This is a genomic window from Nocardia sp. NPDC023852 (assembly GCF_040639505.1).
Lineage (GTDB): Bacteria > Actinomycetota > Actinomycetes > Mycobacteriales > Mycobacteriaceae > Nocardia.
This window is the reverse complement of the sequence record NZ_JBFAAB010000037.1, coordinates 25,266-42,571: the sequence shown is the minus strand read 5'-3', so window position 1 is coordinate 42,571 and position 17,306 is coordinate 25,266. Positions and strand designations below refer to the sequence as shown.

The 17,306-nt window shown below is 67.1% G+C and carries 16 protein-coding genes; 4 read left to right on the top strand and 12 right to left on the bottom strand.

Translation table 11 applies throughout. The annotated features are described in order from the left end of the window. Positions 1-614 precede the first annotated feature (614 nt). The 5 genes from AB0H00_RS29680 to AB0H00_RS29660 all read right to left on the bottom strand — a co-directional run bounded on the left by AB0H00_RS29680 (position 615) and on the right by AB0H00_RS29660 (position 3,787). Positions 615-1,256, bottom strand: coding sequence for a hypothetical protein (locus AB0H00_RS29680; protein WP_357272752.1), 642 nt, complete (start codon positions 1,254-1,256; stop codon positions 615-617). 109 nt (positions 1,257-1,365) lie between these two features. Beyond that, positions 1,366-2,259, bottom strand: coding sequence for a DNA methylase (locus AB0H00_RS29675; protein WP_357272750.1), 894 nt, complete (start codon positions 2,257-2,259; stop codon positions 1,366-1,368). 24 nt (positions 2,260-2,283) lie between these two features. Next, positions 2,284-2,886 carry a recombinase family protein gene (locus tag AB0H00_RS29670; protein ID WP_357272748.1) on the bottom strand — a complete coding sequence of 201 codons (603 nt, stop codon included), beginning with the start codon at positions 2,884-2,886 and terminating at the stop codon, positions 2,284-2,286. Then, positions 2,886-3,398 (bottom strand): hypothetical protein, encoded by a 513-nt coding sequence (locus AB0H00_RS29665; RefSeq protein WP_357272745.1) that lies wholly within the window; start codon positions 3,396-3,398, stop codon positions 2,886-2,888. Before AB0H00_RS29665 ends, AB0H00_RS29670 begins: the two co-directional genes overlap by 1 nt. Before the next feature lie 11 nt (positions 3,399-3,409). Further along, on the bottom strand, positions 3,410-3,787 hold the full coding sequence (locus AB0H00_RS29660; RefSeq protein ID WP_357272743.1) for a hypothetical protein: 378 nt from the start codon (positions 3,785-3,787) through the stop codon (positions 3,410-3,412). Between the two features lie 236 nt (positions 3,788-4,023). On the opposite strand from AB0H00_RS29660, the gene AB0H00_RS29655 reads away from it, so the two are divergent. Next, positions 4,024-4,368 carry a hypothetical protein gene (locus AB0H00_RS29655; RefSeq protein ID WP_357272741.1) on the top strand — a complete coding sequence of 115 codons (345 nt, stop codon included), beginning with the start codon at positions 4,024-4,026 and terminating at the stop codon, positions 4,366-4,368. A gap of 227 nt (positions 4,369-4,595) precedes the next feature. On the opposite strand, the gene AB0H00_RS29650 is transcribed toward AB0H00_RS29655, so the two are convergent. Continuing rightward, positions 4,596-5,093 (bottom strand): hypothetical protein, encoded by a 498-nt coding sequence (locus AB0H00_RS29650; protein WP_357272739.1) that lies wholly within the window; start codon positions 5,091-5,093, stop codon positions 4,596-4,598. Between the two features lie 426 nt (positions 5,094-5,519). Here AB0H00_RS29650 and AB0H00_RS29645 point away from each other — a divergent pair, with 426 nt between their 5' ends. The 3 genes from AB0H00_RS29645 to AB0H00_RS29635 all read left to right on the top strand — a co-directional run bounded on the left by AB0H00_RS29645 (position 5,520) and on the right by AB0H00_RS29635 (position 7,645). Next, on the top strand, positions 5,520-6,005 hold the full coding sequence (locus AB0H00_RS29645) for a hypothetical protein (protein WP_357272736.1): 486 nt from the start codon (positions 5,520-5,522) through the stop codon (positions 6,003-6,005). A gap of 564 nt (positions 6,006-6,569) precedes the next feature. Continuing rightward, positions 6,570-7,205 (top strand): AAA family ATPase, encoded by a 636-nt coding sequence (locus AB0H00_RS29640; protein WP_357272735.1) that lies wholly within the window; start codon positions 6,570-6,572, stop codon positions 7,203-7,205. 254 nt (positions 7,206-7,459) lie between these two features. Next, positions 7,460-7,645, top strand: a complete 186-nt coding sequence (locus tag AB0H00_RS29635) for a hypothetical protein (protein ID WP_357272733.1) — start codon at positions 7,460-7,462, stop codon at positions 7,643-7,645. Between the two features lie 79 nt (positions 7,646-7,724). On the opposite strand, the gene AB0H00_RS29630 is transcribed toward AB0H00_RS29635, so the two are convergent. From AB0H00_RS29630 to AB0H00_RS29605, 6 genes are read right to left on the bottom strand one after another with little or no spacing between them, the layout of a single operon-like run. Beyond that, on the bottom strand, positions 7,725-7,847 hold the full coding sequence (locus AB0H00_RS29630) for a hypothetical protein (RefSeq protein WP_357272731.1): 123 nt from the start codon (positions 7,845-7,847) through the stop codon (positions 7,725-7,727). After that, complete coding sequence (locus AB0H00_RS29625; RefSeq protein WP_357272729.1) at positions 7,844-10,111, bottom strand: RRQRL motif-containing zinc-binding protein; 2,268 nt, start codon at positions 10,109-10,111, stop codon at positions 7,844-7,846. Before AB0H00_RS29625 ends, AB0H00_RS29630 begins: the two co-directional genes overlap by 4 nt. Before the next feature lie 6 nt (positions 10,112-10,117). Then, on the bottom strand, positions 10,118-13,090 hold the full coding sequence (locus AB0H00_RS29620) for a hypothetical protein (RefSeq protein ID WP_357272727.1): 2,973 nt from the start codon (positions 13,088-13,090) through the stop codon (positions 10,118-10,120). Further along, the gene (locus AB0H00_RS29615) at positions 13,087-14,769 is read right to left on the bottom strand and encodes a hypothetical protein (protein WP_357272725.1); all 1,683 of its coding nucleotides are present in this window, start codon (positions 14,767-14,769) and stop codon (positions 13,087-13,089) included. The genes AB0H00_RS29620 and AB0H00_RS29615 overlap by 4 nt, the downstream gene beginning before the upstream one ends. After that, positions 14,732-15,295, bottom strand: a complete 564-nt coding sequence (locus AB0H00_RS29610; protein WP_357272723.1) for a DUF4913 domain-containing protein — start codon at positions 15,293-15,295, stop codon at positions 14,732-14,734. The genes AB0H00_RS29615 and AB0H00_RS29610 overlap by 38 nt, the downstream gene beginning before the upstream one ends. Next, positions 15,292-17,280 (bottom strand): TraM recognition domain-containing protein, encoded by a 1,989-nt coding sequence (locus AB0H00_RS29605; RefSeq protein ID WP_357272721.1) that lies wholly within the window; start codon positions 17,278-17,280, stop codon positions 15,292-15,294. The genes AB0H00_RS29610 and AB0H00_RS29605 overlap by 4 nt, the downstream gene beginning before the upstream one ends. Positions 17,281-17,306 lie beyond the last annotated feature (26 nt).

The window sequence follows — 17,306 nt, the reverse complement described above, 5'->3', positions numbered from 1 at the left end:
AGCGGCGACAGATCCTCGTCATCGGAAGCTTCTGTCATGTCCACAGACTCCCCTGTGGCAGCAACTCGGCTGGCGCGCTCGCGTCCACCGCTGGGACGGTTGCTACTTCGATCACATGCGCTGCGATCGATGATCTGCACTTGTTGATGCTGATCACTCGGCTACCGGCCGGGGCAGCACGCAAGATCATTCGCGTATCACGATGCTGCAGCCCGGCTCGAATACAACCGATTAGGCCTAACCCGGCAGTCCCCACGACGGAGATGAGAACAAACCACAGCGGACCCGACCACGGTAGGTGTATCCAGGAGGACATCATCATGCAGGGTAATCGTTTCCCGGCCACAGAATCTCTAGATCGGCAGGTCAGAGCGAAGGGCGGCCAAACGTAAACGCATTCGTTTCTACCGGGACCCCAATTAGCCGGAACGCCGTCAAGGCAACGTCTTTCACCGAATTTCTTGACGCAAGTCCGCCAGGCTCACAGGGGCCATCCGGTCACGGGCCGTCACAGGGATGAACGAGTTGACCCTGTAGCCGCTGCGTATGCGACCCTGTGAACGCGAGAACCGGCCGGATAGTGGCCGGCCGGTTCTCGTTCTGTGCAGGGGTTTTCAGGCTGCTTCCAGGCACCAGTACCCGCCGGGTTCGCTGTGGCGCAGCAGGTCCCGGGGTCGTCCGCTGGCCACCAGGATCTCGTCCACTTGGCCCCTCAACTCGGCGTCGACGGTCTCGCCCTCAGCGAACAGGGCCAGGGGCTCGACGGCGATCCGGGCGTCGGGGTCGACCCACAGGCACACATCCATGTACGGACGGCAGCCACCAGCGGCAAGGATCCGGTACGCGGTGCTGATGGCCTCCGCGCTGGCACCGAGGTTGTTCTCCAGCATCGCGTGATTCCAGGTCAGCTGGTCTTGGTGGGTGTCGATCAGCTCGGGCCAGTCGATCGGATGCTGGGTGCGCCCGAACTCCGGCCAAGGCCCTTCCGGCGGCTCGAGTTCCGCTCCGGCGATCACCCGTGCGAGCGGGCTCGGTACCTGCAGCAGATGCGGCGGCAGCAGCCAGGTCGCGCCGTGACCACACCCGTAGGCGCCTCCTTCGACAGTCCCCAGTGCGGTGCTGCGCAGTGCGTCGGCCAGCTCGGTGGCGGCCGGGGTGAAATCGTCGCGCAGCTCCCACTCGGCATCCGGATCGTGCAGCGCCAGCGCCCGCACATCCGCGTCGGTCACCTGGGCCATTTCGTTCTCCCAGTTCATTTCTTCTCTTCCTTTCATTCGGTGTCACCAGCGCCCGGTTGAGCGTTGGTGACTTCGGCGAGGTAGCGGTACAGGGTGGCGCGGAAGAACCGCACGAACTGGTCCGGACTCATCTCCGGGTACCCTTCGGCGTGGACCTCGCCAGGGGTGATGGTGTCCCGCCGTGCCGGGCGGTGCGGTGATGGCGGACCCGGCAGGCACCGCAGCAGAACCGGCGCGGTCTGCCGGTGCCGGGTTGGGTGATCGAGGTGCGGCAGCCGGGTGCTTGGCAGCGAGTTTCGTTACATGCCTTGGGGTGGATGGTGGCGAGGAGCTGGCGGCCGAGATGTTCGGTGTAGGACGGAGGCACCGCTTCGGCCATTTCTTTGTCTGTCGCCCAATCCATGCCCATCGCCTCTGCCCAGTGCTCACGTCCGCCCGCGTTGCCGTAGACCTGCACCACCGTGGACAGTCTGCGCTCACCACCTGGGCGCCAACCGGTCCAGTACTTCGGCTCGGTGAATCTGTCGTGCGCGCACGCAACGCCGCCCAGCGGGACATTCGATTCGAACAGCCGGTGCCGACGTAGCGGTCGGCCCAGGCCGGTGCCGCAGATCCGAACCGGCGCGATGAGTTGTTTCCGGGCGTCCTGCACGTTTTCGATGACGTACGGCAGCCCGGTCCGGATCAGCAGCTCTCGCGTGGCTGCGATGAGGTCGGGGTGGTTGTATTCACGCTTGAGCGCGCGGTTGACGGCTCCGAGATTCAGGTATCCCTGGCAGGGCGGCGATGCATGGATGGCGTCGAACCTCGAGCCGTGCTCGGCAACGAACTCCAGCGCGTCGGCGAGATGGAATTCGAACGGGTAGTTCGGTTGTGGCGCGATGTCGACTCCGACCACGTCGAACCCGGCTCGTTGATACCCGGTCGCGGCGCCGCCCGCGCAGCAGAACAGATCCAATAGCCGCGGACGACGGCCTGTCCGCCGTGCGGGTTCCGGGAGATCGAACCTCGGCGTCGTCATGACACTCCTTCGAGGGTGGTGCGGTTACGCATTTGCTGGAGGGGCTTTCTCGGTGTCTGGTTGGGTTTCGGCGAGGTAGCGGTACAGGGTGGCCCGCGATACCCCGAATGCTTCGGCGACTTGGTCGATGGGTTGGTCTTCGCGTAGTGCGGCACGTGCCATGGCGAGCTGGGTGGGGCTGAGTTTGCGGGGCCGGCCGGGCTGTTTGCCCTGAGCGGCAGCGACTTCACGCGCGTGAGCTGCCCTTTCCTGCATGAAAACTCGTTCCATGTGGGCGAACAGCGCCAGCATGGCCACGGCGATCTCGGCCATGCCGGAGGTATCGGTGGTGTCGATCGGCAGCGGATCCCGCAGCGTCTTCACCCCGATGCCCCGTTCCCTCAGCTCGTGCACGAGGTTGAGACACTCCCGCAGGTTGCGGCCGAGCCGGTCCAGGTTGGTCGCCACGATCGTGTCGCCGGGCCGGGCGTACTTCAGCATCTTCTTGAACTCGGGCCGGTCGACAGTGGCACCGGTTTTCTTGTCGGCGTAGATCCGGTCGGCCTCGATCCCGTACTCGCCGAGCGCGACGAGTTGGCGCTCCAGGTCCTGGTGGGTAGTCGAGACGCGGGCGTAGCCCAGGTCCATCAAGCGCCTTTCTGTTTCAGCCTGGCGCAGAATGCGTCGGCGATGTCGCGGGCGGGATCGGTGGCCCACGCTCGCACCAGTTCGGGAACCGGCATCAGGTCCGTGAGGTTGAGGCAGTTCTCGGTACGTGAGCGGCGCGGGTTACCACCGCGGTAACTGGTCCACTGCGTGGCCGATACCTGGGCCAGCAGCACTCCGCGGGCCCAATCGTGGCGGTCCGAGGGCATGCCGGCGTCGCGGCAGAGTTGGTCGAGCTGGTCCACGGTTTCCAGGCGCAGCCGCTGTGCCCACGCCTTCTGGCGTTGCGAGCCGAGCAGTTCCGGCCAGCCCAAATCACCGGCCACCGCAGCAGCCGCGGCGGAGGCTGCAACACGGTCGATCTCGGCGCAGTCCGGGCACTTGGACCGACCCAGCGTCGCCGCCTTGCGCTCGCGCTCGCCGTGCACGTTGGTGCCGTAGATCTGGCGCTCGCCGAGGTGACCACAACTGTGTTCGATGGTGTACCAGGCCATGACCGAGGCGCCTACCCGCTGGTGGGTGAGGTGGCCACGCGGATCGCGTCGATGACGGGAGCGATATCGCCGTTCAGCACGCCCTCCCCGGCGGGCACAGGGACATCGAATCCATACTCGTTCTCGCGCCGGACTTCGAGCCACCACCGCAGCGGGCCGTCCTCAGCGTTGAGAAGGAGCCTGCCGACATTCAGCTCGACGACCGCGTAGTCGCGGTACTCGGGCTCGGATGCTTCGGTCGCAGTGTCACCGACCGCGAATCCAAGGCTGGCGTCGGCGGGGTGCGGGGTGGCGTCGTACCAGCCGGTGACGGCGACATCGGGCAGGGGGTGCGCGGCGAGATGTTCCATGATGCGACCGGCGGTGTCAGTGGCGCGGGTGGTGGTCAAAATAGTCTCCCAACATGATCGAGTCTCATAATTCTAACCTGTTACGATGTTTTGCGACGTAATTTCGAGATAAGAATATGAGACTCGTTGACGTGGGATTACCTTCCGGCGCAGGAGGTCTCGCCGAGGTGTCTCGAAACCTTGGTATCAAGACATGGTGTGGTTCATGTCGGAGGCCCCCGTCTACCGGCTCGATTCCGCGCTCCGGTCACCGGCCGCGCGTTTATGCTCGCGGCATGAGCGATGACCGGCCCGCGGCGGTACGGTGCTGCCCCACATGGTGTTCCACCCACTACGCGCCGACCGAGACCGACGATCCCGATCTCGGCCACATGCACGAAGGGTTGGAATCGACCCGGATGCTCAGTATCTGGGGCAACATGCCACTGACGACCTCGCTGACCCGGGTGGACACCCTTGCTGGTGCACCGGAGTCCTACTGCATCGAATTGCGTAGCGAGGACGAAGTTCTGGTGGCTATCACTGCCGCCGAGGCAGGGTACCTAGCCGATCGACTGCACCTGCTGATCGGCGAAACCCGCCGAGAACCCGCCGTGCAGCAGGCCGGATCCGTCGACTGACCGGCGGGGCCGAACCCCCGAGACCCGAGGCGGAATAGCTCGGCTGGTCGTAGGCCGGGCACATAATTCAGCCATGCCGTCATGGACGCCATCGGGCGGGAACACAACCTGACGCCTGAGTTGGTTCACTTGCCAGCACCCCAGTTGCCCAATAACCGATCGTTACGACATCAGAGGCCAGGTTGTGCCCGCTGGCCACAGCCGGAAGATGACCTATCTTCAGGCCCTCAGCGGCGCTGCGCATCAAGGCGGGCCTGAAGCCACATCGAGAGGATCTCGATGTGTTCATAGGTGAAGAGCAATTCGTATGCCCGGTCGGTGGGAGTGCTCAAATCCCACATCTGCAGCTGCCACCTCTCGATCTCATGTTCGATGACGGAAAGTTCGAAACCTTCTCGTAGGAGATGGTGGCTGGCCTGTGTCGGGGTGAACAAGCGCTCAGTCAATAAAAGTCTCGTTCCTTCACGGAACCGACTGCGCACCTGTTCCGGCATTGCGGGACCACCGCGGCCGTAGCTGGCGATGACCGCGAGAAGACGACGGAGTTTCGTGTACTCAGGGTCGATGTCGTGAGATCGGACGTAGCTGACCCCTTGAGGAGTTAGTCGCGCGAACATGACGAGGCGTCGGCGCGGCGGATGGAGCTCGCCGTGTCGGTCTATCTGCCGCACGCCCGTGTCGCGTAGCTGTGATTCGACCAGTCCTGCATCTTCTAGTCGTCGCACGCCACGACGAACACTCGCCCTGTTCGCGCGGTGCCGTGCTGTTGCACTGACACCGTCGCGTCGCTCGTGGACGCGGATGAACCGGACGTCGACCCACCGATGAGCGTCGTCCTCCTCGAGGCGACAGTGATACAGGCTCCGAAGAAGGTAGATCTGCAACCGCCCCAGCCCTCTCGACATCTGTCCAATGCTAAAAGCATCCACCCTGCTGGCCGCCGTGTTCGACTTTAAGTAAGCGCAGGCAAGGCATCTCGGAGCGTCTCGTACAGGCCGAGAGGTAGCTGCCCACCGCGCGATGCTTCTCCCCACAGAAGGAAGAACTGGCTTTGTTCATCGGAGGGTGCGCCGGCAGTCGGCGCGAGCGAAAGGCTACGGGGTCGGCACAGCATGCACGCGTTCGTTGATGAGACCAAGCAGAATGGCCTGTTGGTTGTTTCGACTGTCGTCGAAGTGCGTCACCTCAAGGAGGCACGCAAGCAGCTGCGAGATCGGCGGGTGAAGGGCCAGAACCGCATCCACTTCAAGAAGGAGAGCAACTCCCGGCGTCGGTCGATCTGCTCGGCCCTCTGCGAGCTGGAGATCAATGTTGTGGTGTACGACGCGACTCGGACAAGAAGCGCGGTTGACGCCCGCGCTACCTGCCTGACCGCCGTCGTAGAGGATCTGGCCGAACTGGGTGCCCGCCGGTTGACCATCGAGCAAGACGACTCACTGGTGGCCAGTGACCGCAAGGTTCTCTATACGGCAGTCCGGAAGTTCGGTGTCGCGGAGACCCTCGCGTACGAGCACATGCGACCGAACGAGGAACCGCTGCTGTGGGTCTCAGACGCGGTGGCTTGGTGCGTGGCGAAGGGCGGCGACTGGCGCAATCGGGTGAACCCGATCATCACCAATGTCCGCAAACTCACCTAGATACGCGAAACCCGGCTCACCAACCGTCCGGATGGCTGCCGGGTCCACTTCAAAGACGCTACTGCATCTCGCACAGCTGATGATACACACAGAACTGCTCCAGAATGATTCGAACGGAACAAGCGTCACAGTCGACGATGGAGCGCGTCACCCTCTCGCTGCCCGCTACGCGCCGGATCTGTCACGCCTGGACCGGCCCGGAGGCGGCCGCACACTCGATCCAGCCGCCGACCGCCGGCGGGCCCAGCTGTAAACCACAAAGGCGTATAAACCCACCGGGGTCATGCGTGGTGCTGGCGGTCGAGGTCTCGAGGTGCTGCCGCACTCTCCCTCAGCGGGGAGAGCTTGCCTCCCGAACCCCGCCGTACCGGTGGGGTGTCCCTCACTTAGTCATGCCAAGTCCATAACTTGCTCGCGCAATCCGTGCGTACTCAGCGTGAGTGAAGCTTCTTCAATGGGAACCGATCCGGATTCGTGCTGTGGCAGCGCGAAGGGCGTCCGGTTCCGGCGAACTGTGGACCGGAAACGAGGGGCACTGGGCTGTGCGTCGATAGTGTTGTGGCCATGCTGCTGTGGATCAATGGGCCCTTTGGTGGGGGTAAGACCCAGACTGCGTTCGAGCTGCACCGGCGTCTTCCCGGCAGTGTCGTATGCGATCCGGAAGAGGTGGGTTTCGGGCTGCACCGAATGATGCCGTCGTCGTTGCGTGGCGACTTCCAGGACTTTTCCGGCTGGCGGCAGGGTGTGTTCGAGGTCCTTGACCGCGTGCTTCACAAGCACGAAGGCGTGGTGATCGCACCGATGACTGTCGTGGATCCTCGGTATTTTGCCGAGACGGTGGGACGGTTGCGGTCGGCGGGACACGACGTGCGTCATTTCGCGTTGCTGGCCGAGCGGGAAACGGTTCTGAATCGTCTTCGTGATCGTGGACTCGGGGTTGCGCCCCTCTTCCGCTTGGTCGGTCAGGGCGATCTACTGCTGCGCAGAGAACAGTTCGCTGTGGACAAGCTCGACTACTGCCTCGCGCAGTTGAGCAGACCCGAGTTCGCCGAACATATATGGACCGACACAACCGTGGTGACGTCAGTAGCCGGCCGTATCGCCGACATGGTCGGCTTGACACTGGCACCCAACACCGACGGTCGGATGCGCGGCAGGCTGCGCCGGATGGCGGTCACTGCCCGTCACGCCCGTCGGTGAGCACGAGTCCAGCCGACATGCGTACTGGAGTTCAGTTCGCCGATTCGGATGACCACGACAGCCTGGTCGCGATCAGCTTCCCGCCAACCTCGGTCGCCGCATTGCCACTACCCGCGCCGCAAGTAGGCCTTCTCGAAATCCCACCCCATTTGAGGTGGACAGCTTCCGGTTTTGAACACGAAATCGAGAGCCGGTGTCTGGGCGTGGCTGTCGAGGGGATGCGATGTGTCGGTCGGGAGGTCGATACTCAGGTCATGATCGGTAATTCGCTGTGGCTGGTGTGTGACCAGTCGGAGTGCCGGGAGATGATCGAGGAAGTCGGGGATCTCGCGACCGAGCATGCCCTGCACACGATCGCGAAGGGCCGGGGCTGGTTCCTGGGTAATCGGCAGTACTGCCCGGCCCATTGGCCGCGTCCACGCACCCACTACCTGTGCTGATACTCCGGTCGGAACGCTGCACAACAAGACTGAGGCCCCGCCATGGCGGGGCCTCAGTCTTGTCTGTGGGGTTGTCGGTTCAGGCGTAATACTTGTCGGTGCCGGGGACGCGCTGCTCGCAGATGTGGTGCCCGCCGCCGGTGGGTACCAGCGCGGTAGCGGTGGTGACGAGACTCAACGGGAGTAGCTGGCGGCGGGTCACGACCGTCCTTCCTTCTCGCGTTTGCGACCGAGCTCCACGCCCGCGCCGGCGGGGGTTCGGCGGGGGTTCGGCGCCTGGGCGGGTGTGGTTGTCCCGCAGGGGTGGGCTTGGGCGAGGGCGGTGAGGCGCAGCGCGGTGGCTTGTTCGCGGTCGACCGGCGGTCGGGACGTCGAGGGCAGTGGCCGTGTGTCGGGCGTGGCCGAGTACAGCCGGTCGCGCCAGCGCTGCTCACGACCGCCACGGGTTTTGCCGTGCTTCCCCGCGGCGTGCACGCCCTGGTCGACGGCGGCGCGGATCTTCATCCGGGTCGGTGTATCGACTCCGCCGCCGCGCAGTGCGCGGCCGAGAAGGTTCATGTTCTCGTCGAAGTTTCGGCGGCTTTCGGTGAGCTGGGCGGGGGTGAGTCCGCCGCTGGCCAGGGCGTCGATGTCGTTGCGGACCGCGTCCAGCGCCGAGCCGGGGTTGGAGCGCAGCGACATGTCCACGCCCGGTCCGAGGATCTCCTTGACCGAATCGGCGGTCCGCGCGCTGATCTCGTGCGCGGTGTGGGCGTGGCGGGCCAGGTCGACGCGGCGTTTGCTGCGTTCGTCGAGCAGCAGCAGCTCGGGCAGGTTGCGGTCGTCGACGCGCCCGTTGTCGATGTCCTCGACAACCGCGGTGAGGGCGGCCTTTTCGGCCGGGTGCAAGCCCTGACGGGTGAGCATCGTCTGGATGACAGCGCGGTCGCGGCCCATGTCGGCGAGCAGGTCCTGGATGTTGTCGTCGAGACCGGACCCGGCCGCGACAGTGTTGGCGTAGGCGGTGACAACGTGGGCGTCGTGGGCGAAGTCACGGATATGGGCGGTCAGCTCGTCACGGTCGATCCAGTCCGGCCACGGGTCCCAGTCCGTGTCGCGGCCGTCACGGATGTCGAACCCGATCTCCCGCACGCGCCGCTGGTCGTCCGGGGTCATCACGTCGACCTCACGGGAGATGATCGCCCCGAAGGTGTCGCCGCGTTCGGCGAAGCGTTCCAGCAGCTCGGCGACACGGCCACGCACCTCGAGGGCTGGGTCGACCAGGATCGGCGTGTTCGTCAGATCGGTGTGGCTGGTGTCGCCGCGCAGATAGTCCACGACGAACTCCACCCCGGCCCGGACCGAGTTCGATGCCCCCGCGTCGGCGAGGGCGGCCGAAAGCTGTGCGCGGCGGGTCTTCTCGGTCGCGACATACATTCCGGCGGTTTCCGGGGTAGGTGGCTCGCCGTGCCAGGCCATCACCGCCTCCAACACGCGCCCGGGCAGCGGCCGCGCCGAGAGCACGTCCACGGCGGCGGACTGGCGGGCGAACACGATGCCGGCGTCGGTGAAGCGCTGCCAGGTCTGCGCATCGAAGTCCGGGTCGATGCCGACACTGCGCTCGTCGACGTCGATGACCACACCCCAGGACTGTCGGTAGTCCGCGGTCAGCTCGTCCAGCCGCGTCGCGGCCAGCTCTGCCAGCTCCGGATCCTGCGACCACACGATCGCATCGGCCAGGACCTCCATGTGGGATTCCCGGCTCGAGGCCCAGTTGAACCCGGTCAGACGCCGCTGGGCCGCGGCCCGCGTGCTGTCGATGTCGGCTTGGGCGTCCTGGTCACCCCGCGCGGCGGCGGCGTTGAGGTCGGTTGCTTGCTGGTCGGCCTGGCGCAGCGCCACTGATGCCAGCAGGTAGGCCATCTTCTGGCCGTGGCCGGCGGGTGCACCCAACTGCGGTGGCTCGTCGGTGGTTCCTGCCGACACTGCGTTGACGTAGTCGGCGAGTCCGGCATCGATCCGGCCGGACTCGCGCAGGGGGGCGACCTCGTCGCGGATCGCCGTCAGCTCGGCGGACTCGCCGGAGAAAGTGTTGTCGGGCATGGGGTTCCCTCCTTGCATGGTGGTGTCGGGTTCGGGGGCCCAGGCCTGTCCGGGGTCGCCGACCGCGGACAGCTCGGCGCGTGAGATCCCCCGCCGCGCTGCTGCTTTGATCTGGTGTTCTTGCGTGGCTTTGGTGATGGCCTGCAGCTGTGCCGGTGTGGGCACACGCTTCGGTGCGGCTTTGCGGACGTCGAACAGGTGCGCGACCAAGCGGCGCCCGCGCCGTTTGCCGACCATCACCGCGGCGATGCCCTGCCGGTTGGGGCCCAGGCCCGCCGCCCGGAGCTGGCGGCGGGTCTGCAGATGGGCGGGGGCGAGCATCCAGGGGTATTCCTGGATGTCGCCGCCCTCAGTGCTCTCAGTGGTGCTGTCCCCCTGCGTCATGACCGGTCACGCCCGTCCTTCCCGGCCGTGTTTGCGTCCGAGGTTCACACCCGCCCCTTGAGAGGTGCGCCGTGCTTTCGGCGCGTCACCGGGGGCGGTGGCCGCGCCGCCGGGGCGGGCTTGGGCAAGGTCGGTCAGCAGCAGCGCGGTGACCTGCTCACGGTCGACACCGAGCGCGGTCAGCTCCTCCACCAGCTGCTCGCGCCGGGACTGGCTGTCCCACCCCGGGACATCCGCCCTCGCTTTGACCTTCTCGGTCTTCTGCCGCCGCACGGTCGCGGCCGCGGCGACAGCCTCGGTCTCGAGCCGGGTGGTGGCCGCTGTGATCTGCTGGCGCGCTTCCCGATCGGTGACGCCGGCCTGGTCCAGAGCATCCGACAGGGCGCGTCGATGCCCGGCCAGGGCGTCGGGTTGGACGTCGCCGTTGACGAACGCCTCGGTGGTGTCTCGGGTCAGGCGGGTGACCGCGTTCCACACCGGGTCGTACTTGGCCGCTTGGCCGTCCTCGACCTGGTGCCCGGCCGCCGCGAGCACGGTCACGACCGCCGTACGAGTCGCCTCAGCGCGACGCTGCGCGTCCTTGAGTGCCTCGCCGCGGCGGGCGCGGTAGGCCGACTCTTTGTCTGCCCATACCGTTTTCGGTTCCGGGCCGACGCCGGGTGCGGCCGCGTCGGCGAGGGCGAGTTTGATGGCGTCGCGTTCGATCGGGGCCAAACCGGAGCCCTTCGCCTTGGCAGCGGCCTCGATCTCCTCGCGCAGCTTGGTGGCCTTGGCCTGATCGGCTTCGACCTGGGAGCGCGCCGCGCGCACGTAGTCGGTGATCTTCTGCCCCAGCGCGTCCTTATCGACCGCACCCGGCCACAACGGCTGAAACTCCTGAGCGGGCGCGGCTTTGATCGCCTTCCCGCGAGCCCGCGCGGTGTCCCTGTCGGCTTCGGGCAGATCAGCGACCAGACGGGTCAGCTCGGAGACGATCTGGCTGGTGTCGGCGCCACGCGCCAGGCGGGCCTGGTAGTCGCGCAGCGCGACGTCCATCTTCGCGCGGGTGTCGGCGTCGGCACCCCAGTTGGCTTGCCCGATCGCTGCCCGCGGGTCGGTAGTCAGGTAGTCCAAGGCGAACAACACCTTGTCCTGGGCGGCCTCATCAGTCTCGGCGAGCAGGAACCGCACCCGGGCCCGCGCCGCCTCCTGCGTGGCCTCCACCCCGGGTGCTGGTGGTGTCGAGCTGCGCTGCATGCCCAGGGATTTCGCCGCCGCGTGCGTGTACTCCTCGATCGCGGCGTAGACAGCTTTGCGCTGATCCTCGTTCAGGCTGCCGATCTCGGCGGTGGCGTTGATCGCGTACTTCTGCGCCAACCTGGCCCGATCCAGCGAAGCGCCATCGGAGTAGGCGTTGTGCACCAGCCGCTCAATCGCGTCCGGGTCAGCGCCACGAGAAAGTTCGTCGACGTCGATGTTCCAGCGGTCACGCAACCCGGCGGCCAACACCTGGCGGGTCTGTTCGGCCTTCGGGTCGTGCACGCTCCACGAGGCGGCCTCGTACCAGGCTTCGACGACGTCGTCGGCGGAGGCGGTTTTCCACCAGTTGTCCGACCCGGCCCCATCCAAGCTGGCGTGCATCGCTTTGCGTTCGGCCTCGAACCGCTTCTCCGCCAACTCCGCGGCGGCGACAGCCTGCTGCGCGGCCAGCTCCAAGCTGCGCTGACGCCGCATCGCGGCAGCTTGCGCCCACTGGGTCATCAGCCTCAACAACATCTGGGTGAATGCGGCCATATCGCGGGCGGCGTGGTCGATGTCTGCGGCGTGCTCACTCACAGTCGGTTCCTCCAAAGGGGTGATGTCGTCGTCGGAAGGGTCCGGCGGCGGTTCGTGCTCGTAGTTGGGCTCCGGTGCCGGGGCAGCGGTGTGCTGCTGCGGTGCGTGGGAGCGCTGTGGCTGGGGCGGGTGGGGATAGCCGGCGGGCGGGGCATTGAGCGCGCCCGCCAGGACCGAGGAGTCGACACATACGAACTCGTCGAGCTCTACGCCATGCCCGGCATCGATGTGGTCGGACAGGTCCTTGCCGGTCGCGGCCTCTACGACCAGCAGCTCCCCGACGCGGCCGGTCAGCATCTGCGCGACCCGGGCAGCGTGCCGGTAACCAGGTGCGTCCTTGTCGGCCACGATCACCACCCGCGCGGCGCCGCGCAACTGCTGGGCGTGCTCGGGCCGGAAACTCCCGGCTCCCATCGCATTGCAGGTGGCGGTCAGGCCCGCGCCGTGGGCCCGGTCGGCGTCCTTCTCGCCCTCGACGAGCCAGATGGTTTCGCCGTCGGCGACGGCCTCGCGCACGTCGGGCAGCCGGTACAGCACGGGCGCGAACCCGCCACCGGACCAACGCCCGCCCGCGTCGCACTTGCGCTGCCGGAACTGCTTCTCGACGCCGTGCTCATGCGGGATGTGCACGCGCACAACCTCACCCAGCGGGTTGCCCCGCTCGTCGGTGTAGCTGTAGATCGCGGCCTCCCGGCGAGGCCCGGTCACCTTCCCGAGACGGTCACGACGCGCCTGGAACGGGATGACATTGCTGTGCTCCCGCCCCCGACCCTGCTCCCGGTCCGACCCCTGGCCGGGTTGGCGGGACTGCCCACTCTGGCGGGTCTGCCCGGCCTGCGGTGTGCGGGGACGGAAGCCACGGCGCGGTGCGTCGAACAGATCCCGCACATCCAGCCCGATCGCGTGCAGGACGTCGGTGTCGGTGCACTCCCCGGTGAAGCACCGCACGACGGTGCGGGCCTTCTCCGCGTCGTAGATCAGGCCCAGGCTGGGGTTGTGGTCATCGTGCGACGGGCACCGGTACTTGGTCCACTCCCCATACGACGACGAGGGACCAGGCTGGCGGCGGTTCGCGGCAGCGTGAGCGTCCAGGGCTGCGGTGATGCGGTCGAACGACGGCCGCGTAGTCGCGGCCGTCGTCCTCGATGGGGGCTGCCCACTCACCTGCTGGCCCCACGCTCAGAGCGGGCGCCCAGGCCCAAACCCTGCGAGATCGGCCGCCACCACGGCTGCGAGGGCTCCACCGACTGCGTGTTCACCGGAACCGGGAACTCCGGCGCCACGGGCAGCGAGTAGGCCTGCGGCGCCACCGTCATCCGCGCGGACGTGACGCCCAGATCAGCGGCGAAATCCTGTGCCGCGCTCTGCAACCGCTCGTTGTCCGCGCGCAACTGCTTGAGTTCGCCTCGGAGGTGGTTGTAGTCCTCGCGCAGGCTCTGCCACTCCCGCAGCTGCCCGTGCGCGGTCTCGACGATCGCCGTGACGACCTCGGCGTGGTCGGCCACCGTCAGCAACTGCTCTGCCAGGGCCGGGTCCTCGATGATCCGCTCGGCGGCGATCGCCGCGTCCGTCTGCCGCCACTGACTCGAATTCCAGTCCGGCTCAACCGAGTCCGCGACCCGCGCATGGGGCTCGAGGGACACAGTGTGGTCCTGCTCGGTAGCGGTGTGGATGGCGCTGTTGCGGGCGGTCATCCACGTCGAGTAGGCGTCCGGGTTGGTGACCAGCTGCCAGGCCTGCCCGTCGCGCACGATGTCGGGGCTCCACTCCCCGGCGGCCAGGGCGGCGACCACTCGCTCAGCACGGCCGGCTTCCGAGACGGTCAGCACGTTGGTGGCCCGCGCGGTGACCAGGATGGACTCCGCCGCGGCGGCGAAGCGGCGCTCGGCGCCGTCGAGCAGGTCACGGTCCCGGGTGAGCAGGGTCTGCTCCATGAACGGGTCCGCGGCCGTGGCCAGCTCAGCGAATGCTTGCTCGATCTGGGTGCGGTCGAGCAGCTGGTAGTCGGCTGGCTGCAGGCTGTCGGTACGGAACGGGCGCAGTCCGATCGCGTCGACGAACTCGCCTCGGGAGTTGGTCCACTCGCGAGGATCTGCGGTCAAGGCGTTGATGATGTTCATCGCTCGCACGTTCAGCCACACCGAGTACGCGTCCGGATCGCACGCCAGCTGCCAGGCGTCTTCTTTGAATACGCCGCGGACCTCTTCGAAGCTGGCAATCGCCGCTACCAGCCGTTCCAGGCGGGCGGCCTCCCCACGAGTGACCGCCTGGTGCTCGCTGTCGCGGATCGTCGAGACGATCGCGGTGGTCATCTCCTCGGTCTCGAGCTCCCACGTGGTCGCGCCTTTGGGGTGCTCCATCGGGTCGGTGTCCATGTGCTCATACAGCTCGGACAGGCACGAGCGCAGCTCGTCGCGGCTGAGCTGGATGCGGCGGTGGGGGTCCACCCGAACCGGGAACAGGTGGATCGCGTCGGCGAACTGCCCTGCCGGAGCGACTTTTTGCAGCCAGGCGCGCGGGTCGCCGGTAGGCTGTTCGGTTTGCGCGGCCATCCACGCCTCGTACAGCTCGGCGTCGGCGACCCGCTCCCACGCGTAGGCGGAATCGGCGCCGTCGAGCAGCTCGGTAAGCACGACCTCGGCGCGGGCGGCTTCGTCAGCGTCCAGGACCTGCCCGCTGCGCACGACCGCCAGGATCTGTTCGCCCAGACCGAGCGCGTCGTCGTCGAGCGCGTCGCGGGTCTGCCACGTGAGGTCGTGCACGGCGTCGATCAGTCCGGCCCTGGTCGACGGCACGACCGTGGCGTCAGTGGCCTGCGAGGCGGGCGAAAAGGCGTGCGACATGAGATTTCCTCCCCGAAGTGGTGGTTGTGGAGATGGCCCCGGCCTCTGCGATGGCCGGGGACGACAGGGCCGCGCCGGGCGAGGCCAGCGGCAGCGGTTGGAGTTGGCCGTTGATGAAATGGCCGCGCACGGAGCAGAACTTGAAGGTCCCCGCCGGGTCCATCAGCCGGGCCATGTGCGAGTGGCAGTGGTCGCGCCACCACACGCTCATGCCGGTCTTGCCGTCGAGGCGGTAGTGCTCCCACGCCCGCCACATCGACTCGAACGTCGAACACGCCTCCGGATGCTTGAGCCACCACGGGCACCAGGCGTTGCTGGTGACGTCGTCGCTCACCTCGCGCGCATACATCGGGGACAGCCAGTGCGTGACCCACTCGATGTGGTTGGGAAAGCACGGCGGAGGCGGCTCATCGCTGCCCTTCTCGCCCTGCCCAGCTGGGGCCGGGTCAGCGGCTTCCATCTGCTCGACCTTCGCGAGGACCTGCTCCTTGAACAGGTCTTCGCCGTCGTCAGGGAACTGGCTCACGCTGCTCCCTCCTCACGCTGCTCGCCATCGCTGCTGATCGGCTGCCCGGCGGGGAAGAGCGCGGCCGCGAGCTTCGCGGCCTGTGCGGCAGCCGCGTTGATGTCGGCTTGGACGCGGGCGCCGTAGGCGCGGTCCCAGAACGGCACCGCCGCGCACAGAGTGGCGGGGAAACCGCTGCCGAACACGACCATCCGGCCGCGCGGCAGGGACTGCAGCTCGGACACGGTGAGGGTCTGACGTTCGGTGAGGCTGCGCGAAACACTGCGCCCCGAGCTGGAGGTGGACACCGACCCGGTCAGCTCGTTGTGCAACCCGACCGCCTCGGCGCGCTCCCGCAAGAACGGGACATCGTCCAAACCGGAACCCAGCACGCGGACGTTCGCCGCGCCCCACAGCGCCTTCATCCCGCCCGCACCCCAGCAGCGCTCGCCCTGGGCCCAGGACTGCAGCACGGTCATCACGACGATGCCGCGAGAACCGAAATGCGAGTACAGCTTCGGCAGGTCACGCCAGCGCACCACGTTGGCGGCCTCATCCAGCACCGCCATCAACGGCGTCGGCAACCGCCCACCATGAGCGATGCCACGCTGCACAGCCGACTCCAGCACCGCGGCGGTCAACGCGTTGAGGATCGGCCCGGCAGACCCAGCGCCCTCCATGCTCAGCAGATACAGGGTGTTCGAGTCCGCCCCGGCGAACTCGCGGTGATCGAAACGCCGGCGGTCGCCTCCGTGCTCGATCCACGGCCGCAACTCCGGGGACTTGAGGATCCGGCCCATCTTCCGCGCGGTGCCGAACACACCAGAGCGCTGTTTGGGGTCCTCGTTGTACATCGCGAACAACCCCTTGGCGGCCAGGTGATGGCCCGCGACGTCGAGGATGCGTGCCGGTTCGGTGTTGGTTTCGGCGGTCAGCCACTCCCACACCTGCGAGATCGGGCGATCCGCCAACGCCGCAGCCAACAGCAGCTGCGCGAGAAGGTCCTCGCCAGCCGGGTCGAAAAAGGCGTCCCTTTTGGCGTCCTGGCCGTCGTCGCCGTCGGCGAAATGCCCGGCCAGCTGAGCGGCGCGCAGCTCGGCACCCCACACCAGCTCCGGCTCGGCGTCCCGGTCGCCGATGTCGGCGGGCTCGTCAACGAACACCGGGCCGTCGACCACGCGCAATGATGCCGACGACGACGGCAACGCCGGCCGCTGCTCCGGGGCGATCACATACGACAGCGGGTCCCAGCTCCACGGCTCCGTTTGGCCCGCGATGCGCTGCGGATCGAACACGAAACAGGCGCCGACCTCACGGCGCATCCGGATCGTCGCCGCGACCACATCGCTCTTGTTACTGGTAGTCACCACCGTGCCCGCTGCTTCCAGCACCGCCGGGATCACGCGAGACGTGGACTTGCCCTGACGCGGGCCCCAGATGTCGACGTGGAGATCTTCGAAACTGCCGAACAGCCAATTGCCATCAGCGACCGAGACACCGATCGCCACCCCGGACCGGGCCGGAATCCGCTGCTTGGCAGCGACTTCCGCGTTCGGGAACGCCACCTTCAACCGACGGGACGCTTCGGCGACCGCGCTGTCAGCCAAAGGAGCGAGGGCTTTGCCCTGGCCCATGAACTTCGCGCGGTCGTCGACCGGCAGCCGCTTCAGCTTCGGGCGGCGACCCGTCCCGCGGTGTTGCCACTTGGAGCACACCCAGCGCCAGCCCCACGTCGAGACGCCCACTGCGGCAAACGATCCGCCGAGCAGCACGCCGGCCGACGCGGTCGCCGCACCTGACCACACCACGTCCTGCATGACAGCCACGTGCGCGGCGAGCGAGATCGGGTTCCACGGCACATCCTGCTGCGGGCCACCGAAGAACGGGGCCATCCGCAGCGACGCTGAGGCTCCCAACGACACGGAGCCGATCGCGCTGACCGCAATCAGTTCTTTCCATTCCCCCGTGCCCGCATGCTGGGCCGGGTCCTTCACACGGCGATCCATGATCAGCCCTGCCTTTCCATGTCGAA

Coding starts and splice junctions, on each gene's coding strand:
- AB0H00_RS29680 (WP_357272752.1), bottom strand. CDS start 1,256: ATGAACTGGGAGAACGAAATGGCCCAGGTGACCGACGCGGATGTGCGG.
- AB0H00_RS29675 (WP_357272750.1), bottom strand. CDS start 2,259: ATGACGACGCCGAGGTTCGATCTCCCGGAACCCGCACGGCGGACAGGC.
- AB0H00_RS29670 (WP_357272748.1), bottom strand. CDS start 2,886: ATGGACCTGGGCTACGCCCGCGTCTCGACTACCCACCAGGACCTGGAG.
- AB0H00_RS29665 (WP_357272745.1), bottom strand. CDS start 3,398: ATGGCCTGGTACACCATCGAACACAGTTGTGGTCACCTCGGCGAGCGC.
- AB0H00_RS29655 (WP_357272741.1), top strand. CDS start 4,024: ATGAGCGATGACCGGCCCGCGGCGGTACGGTGCTGCCCCACATGGTGT.
- AB0H00_RS29640 (WP_357272735.1), top strand. CDS start 6,570: ATGCTGCTGTGGATCAATGGGCCCTTTGGTGGGGGTAAGACCCAGACT.
- AB0H00_RS29635 (WP_357272733.1), top strand. CDS start 7,460: ATGATCGGTAATTCGCTGTGGCTGGTGTGTGACCAGTCGGAGTGCCGG.
- AB0H00_RS29625 (WP_357272729.1), bottom strand. CDS start 10,111: ATGACGCAGGGGGACAGCACCACTGAGAGCACTGAGGGCGGCGACATC.
- AB0H00_RS29615 (WP_357272725.1), bottom strand. CDS start 14,769: ATGTCGCACGCCTTTTCGCCCGCCTCGCAGGCCACTGACGCCACGGTC.
- AB0H00_RS29605 (WP_357272721.1), bottom strand. CDS start 17,280: ATGGATCGCCGTGTGAAGGACCCGGCCCAGCATGCGGGCACGGGGGAA.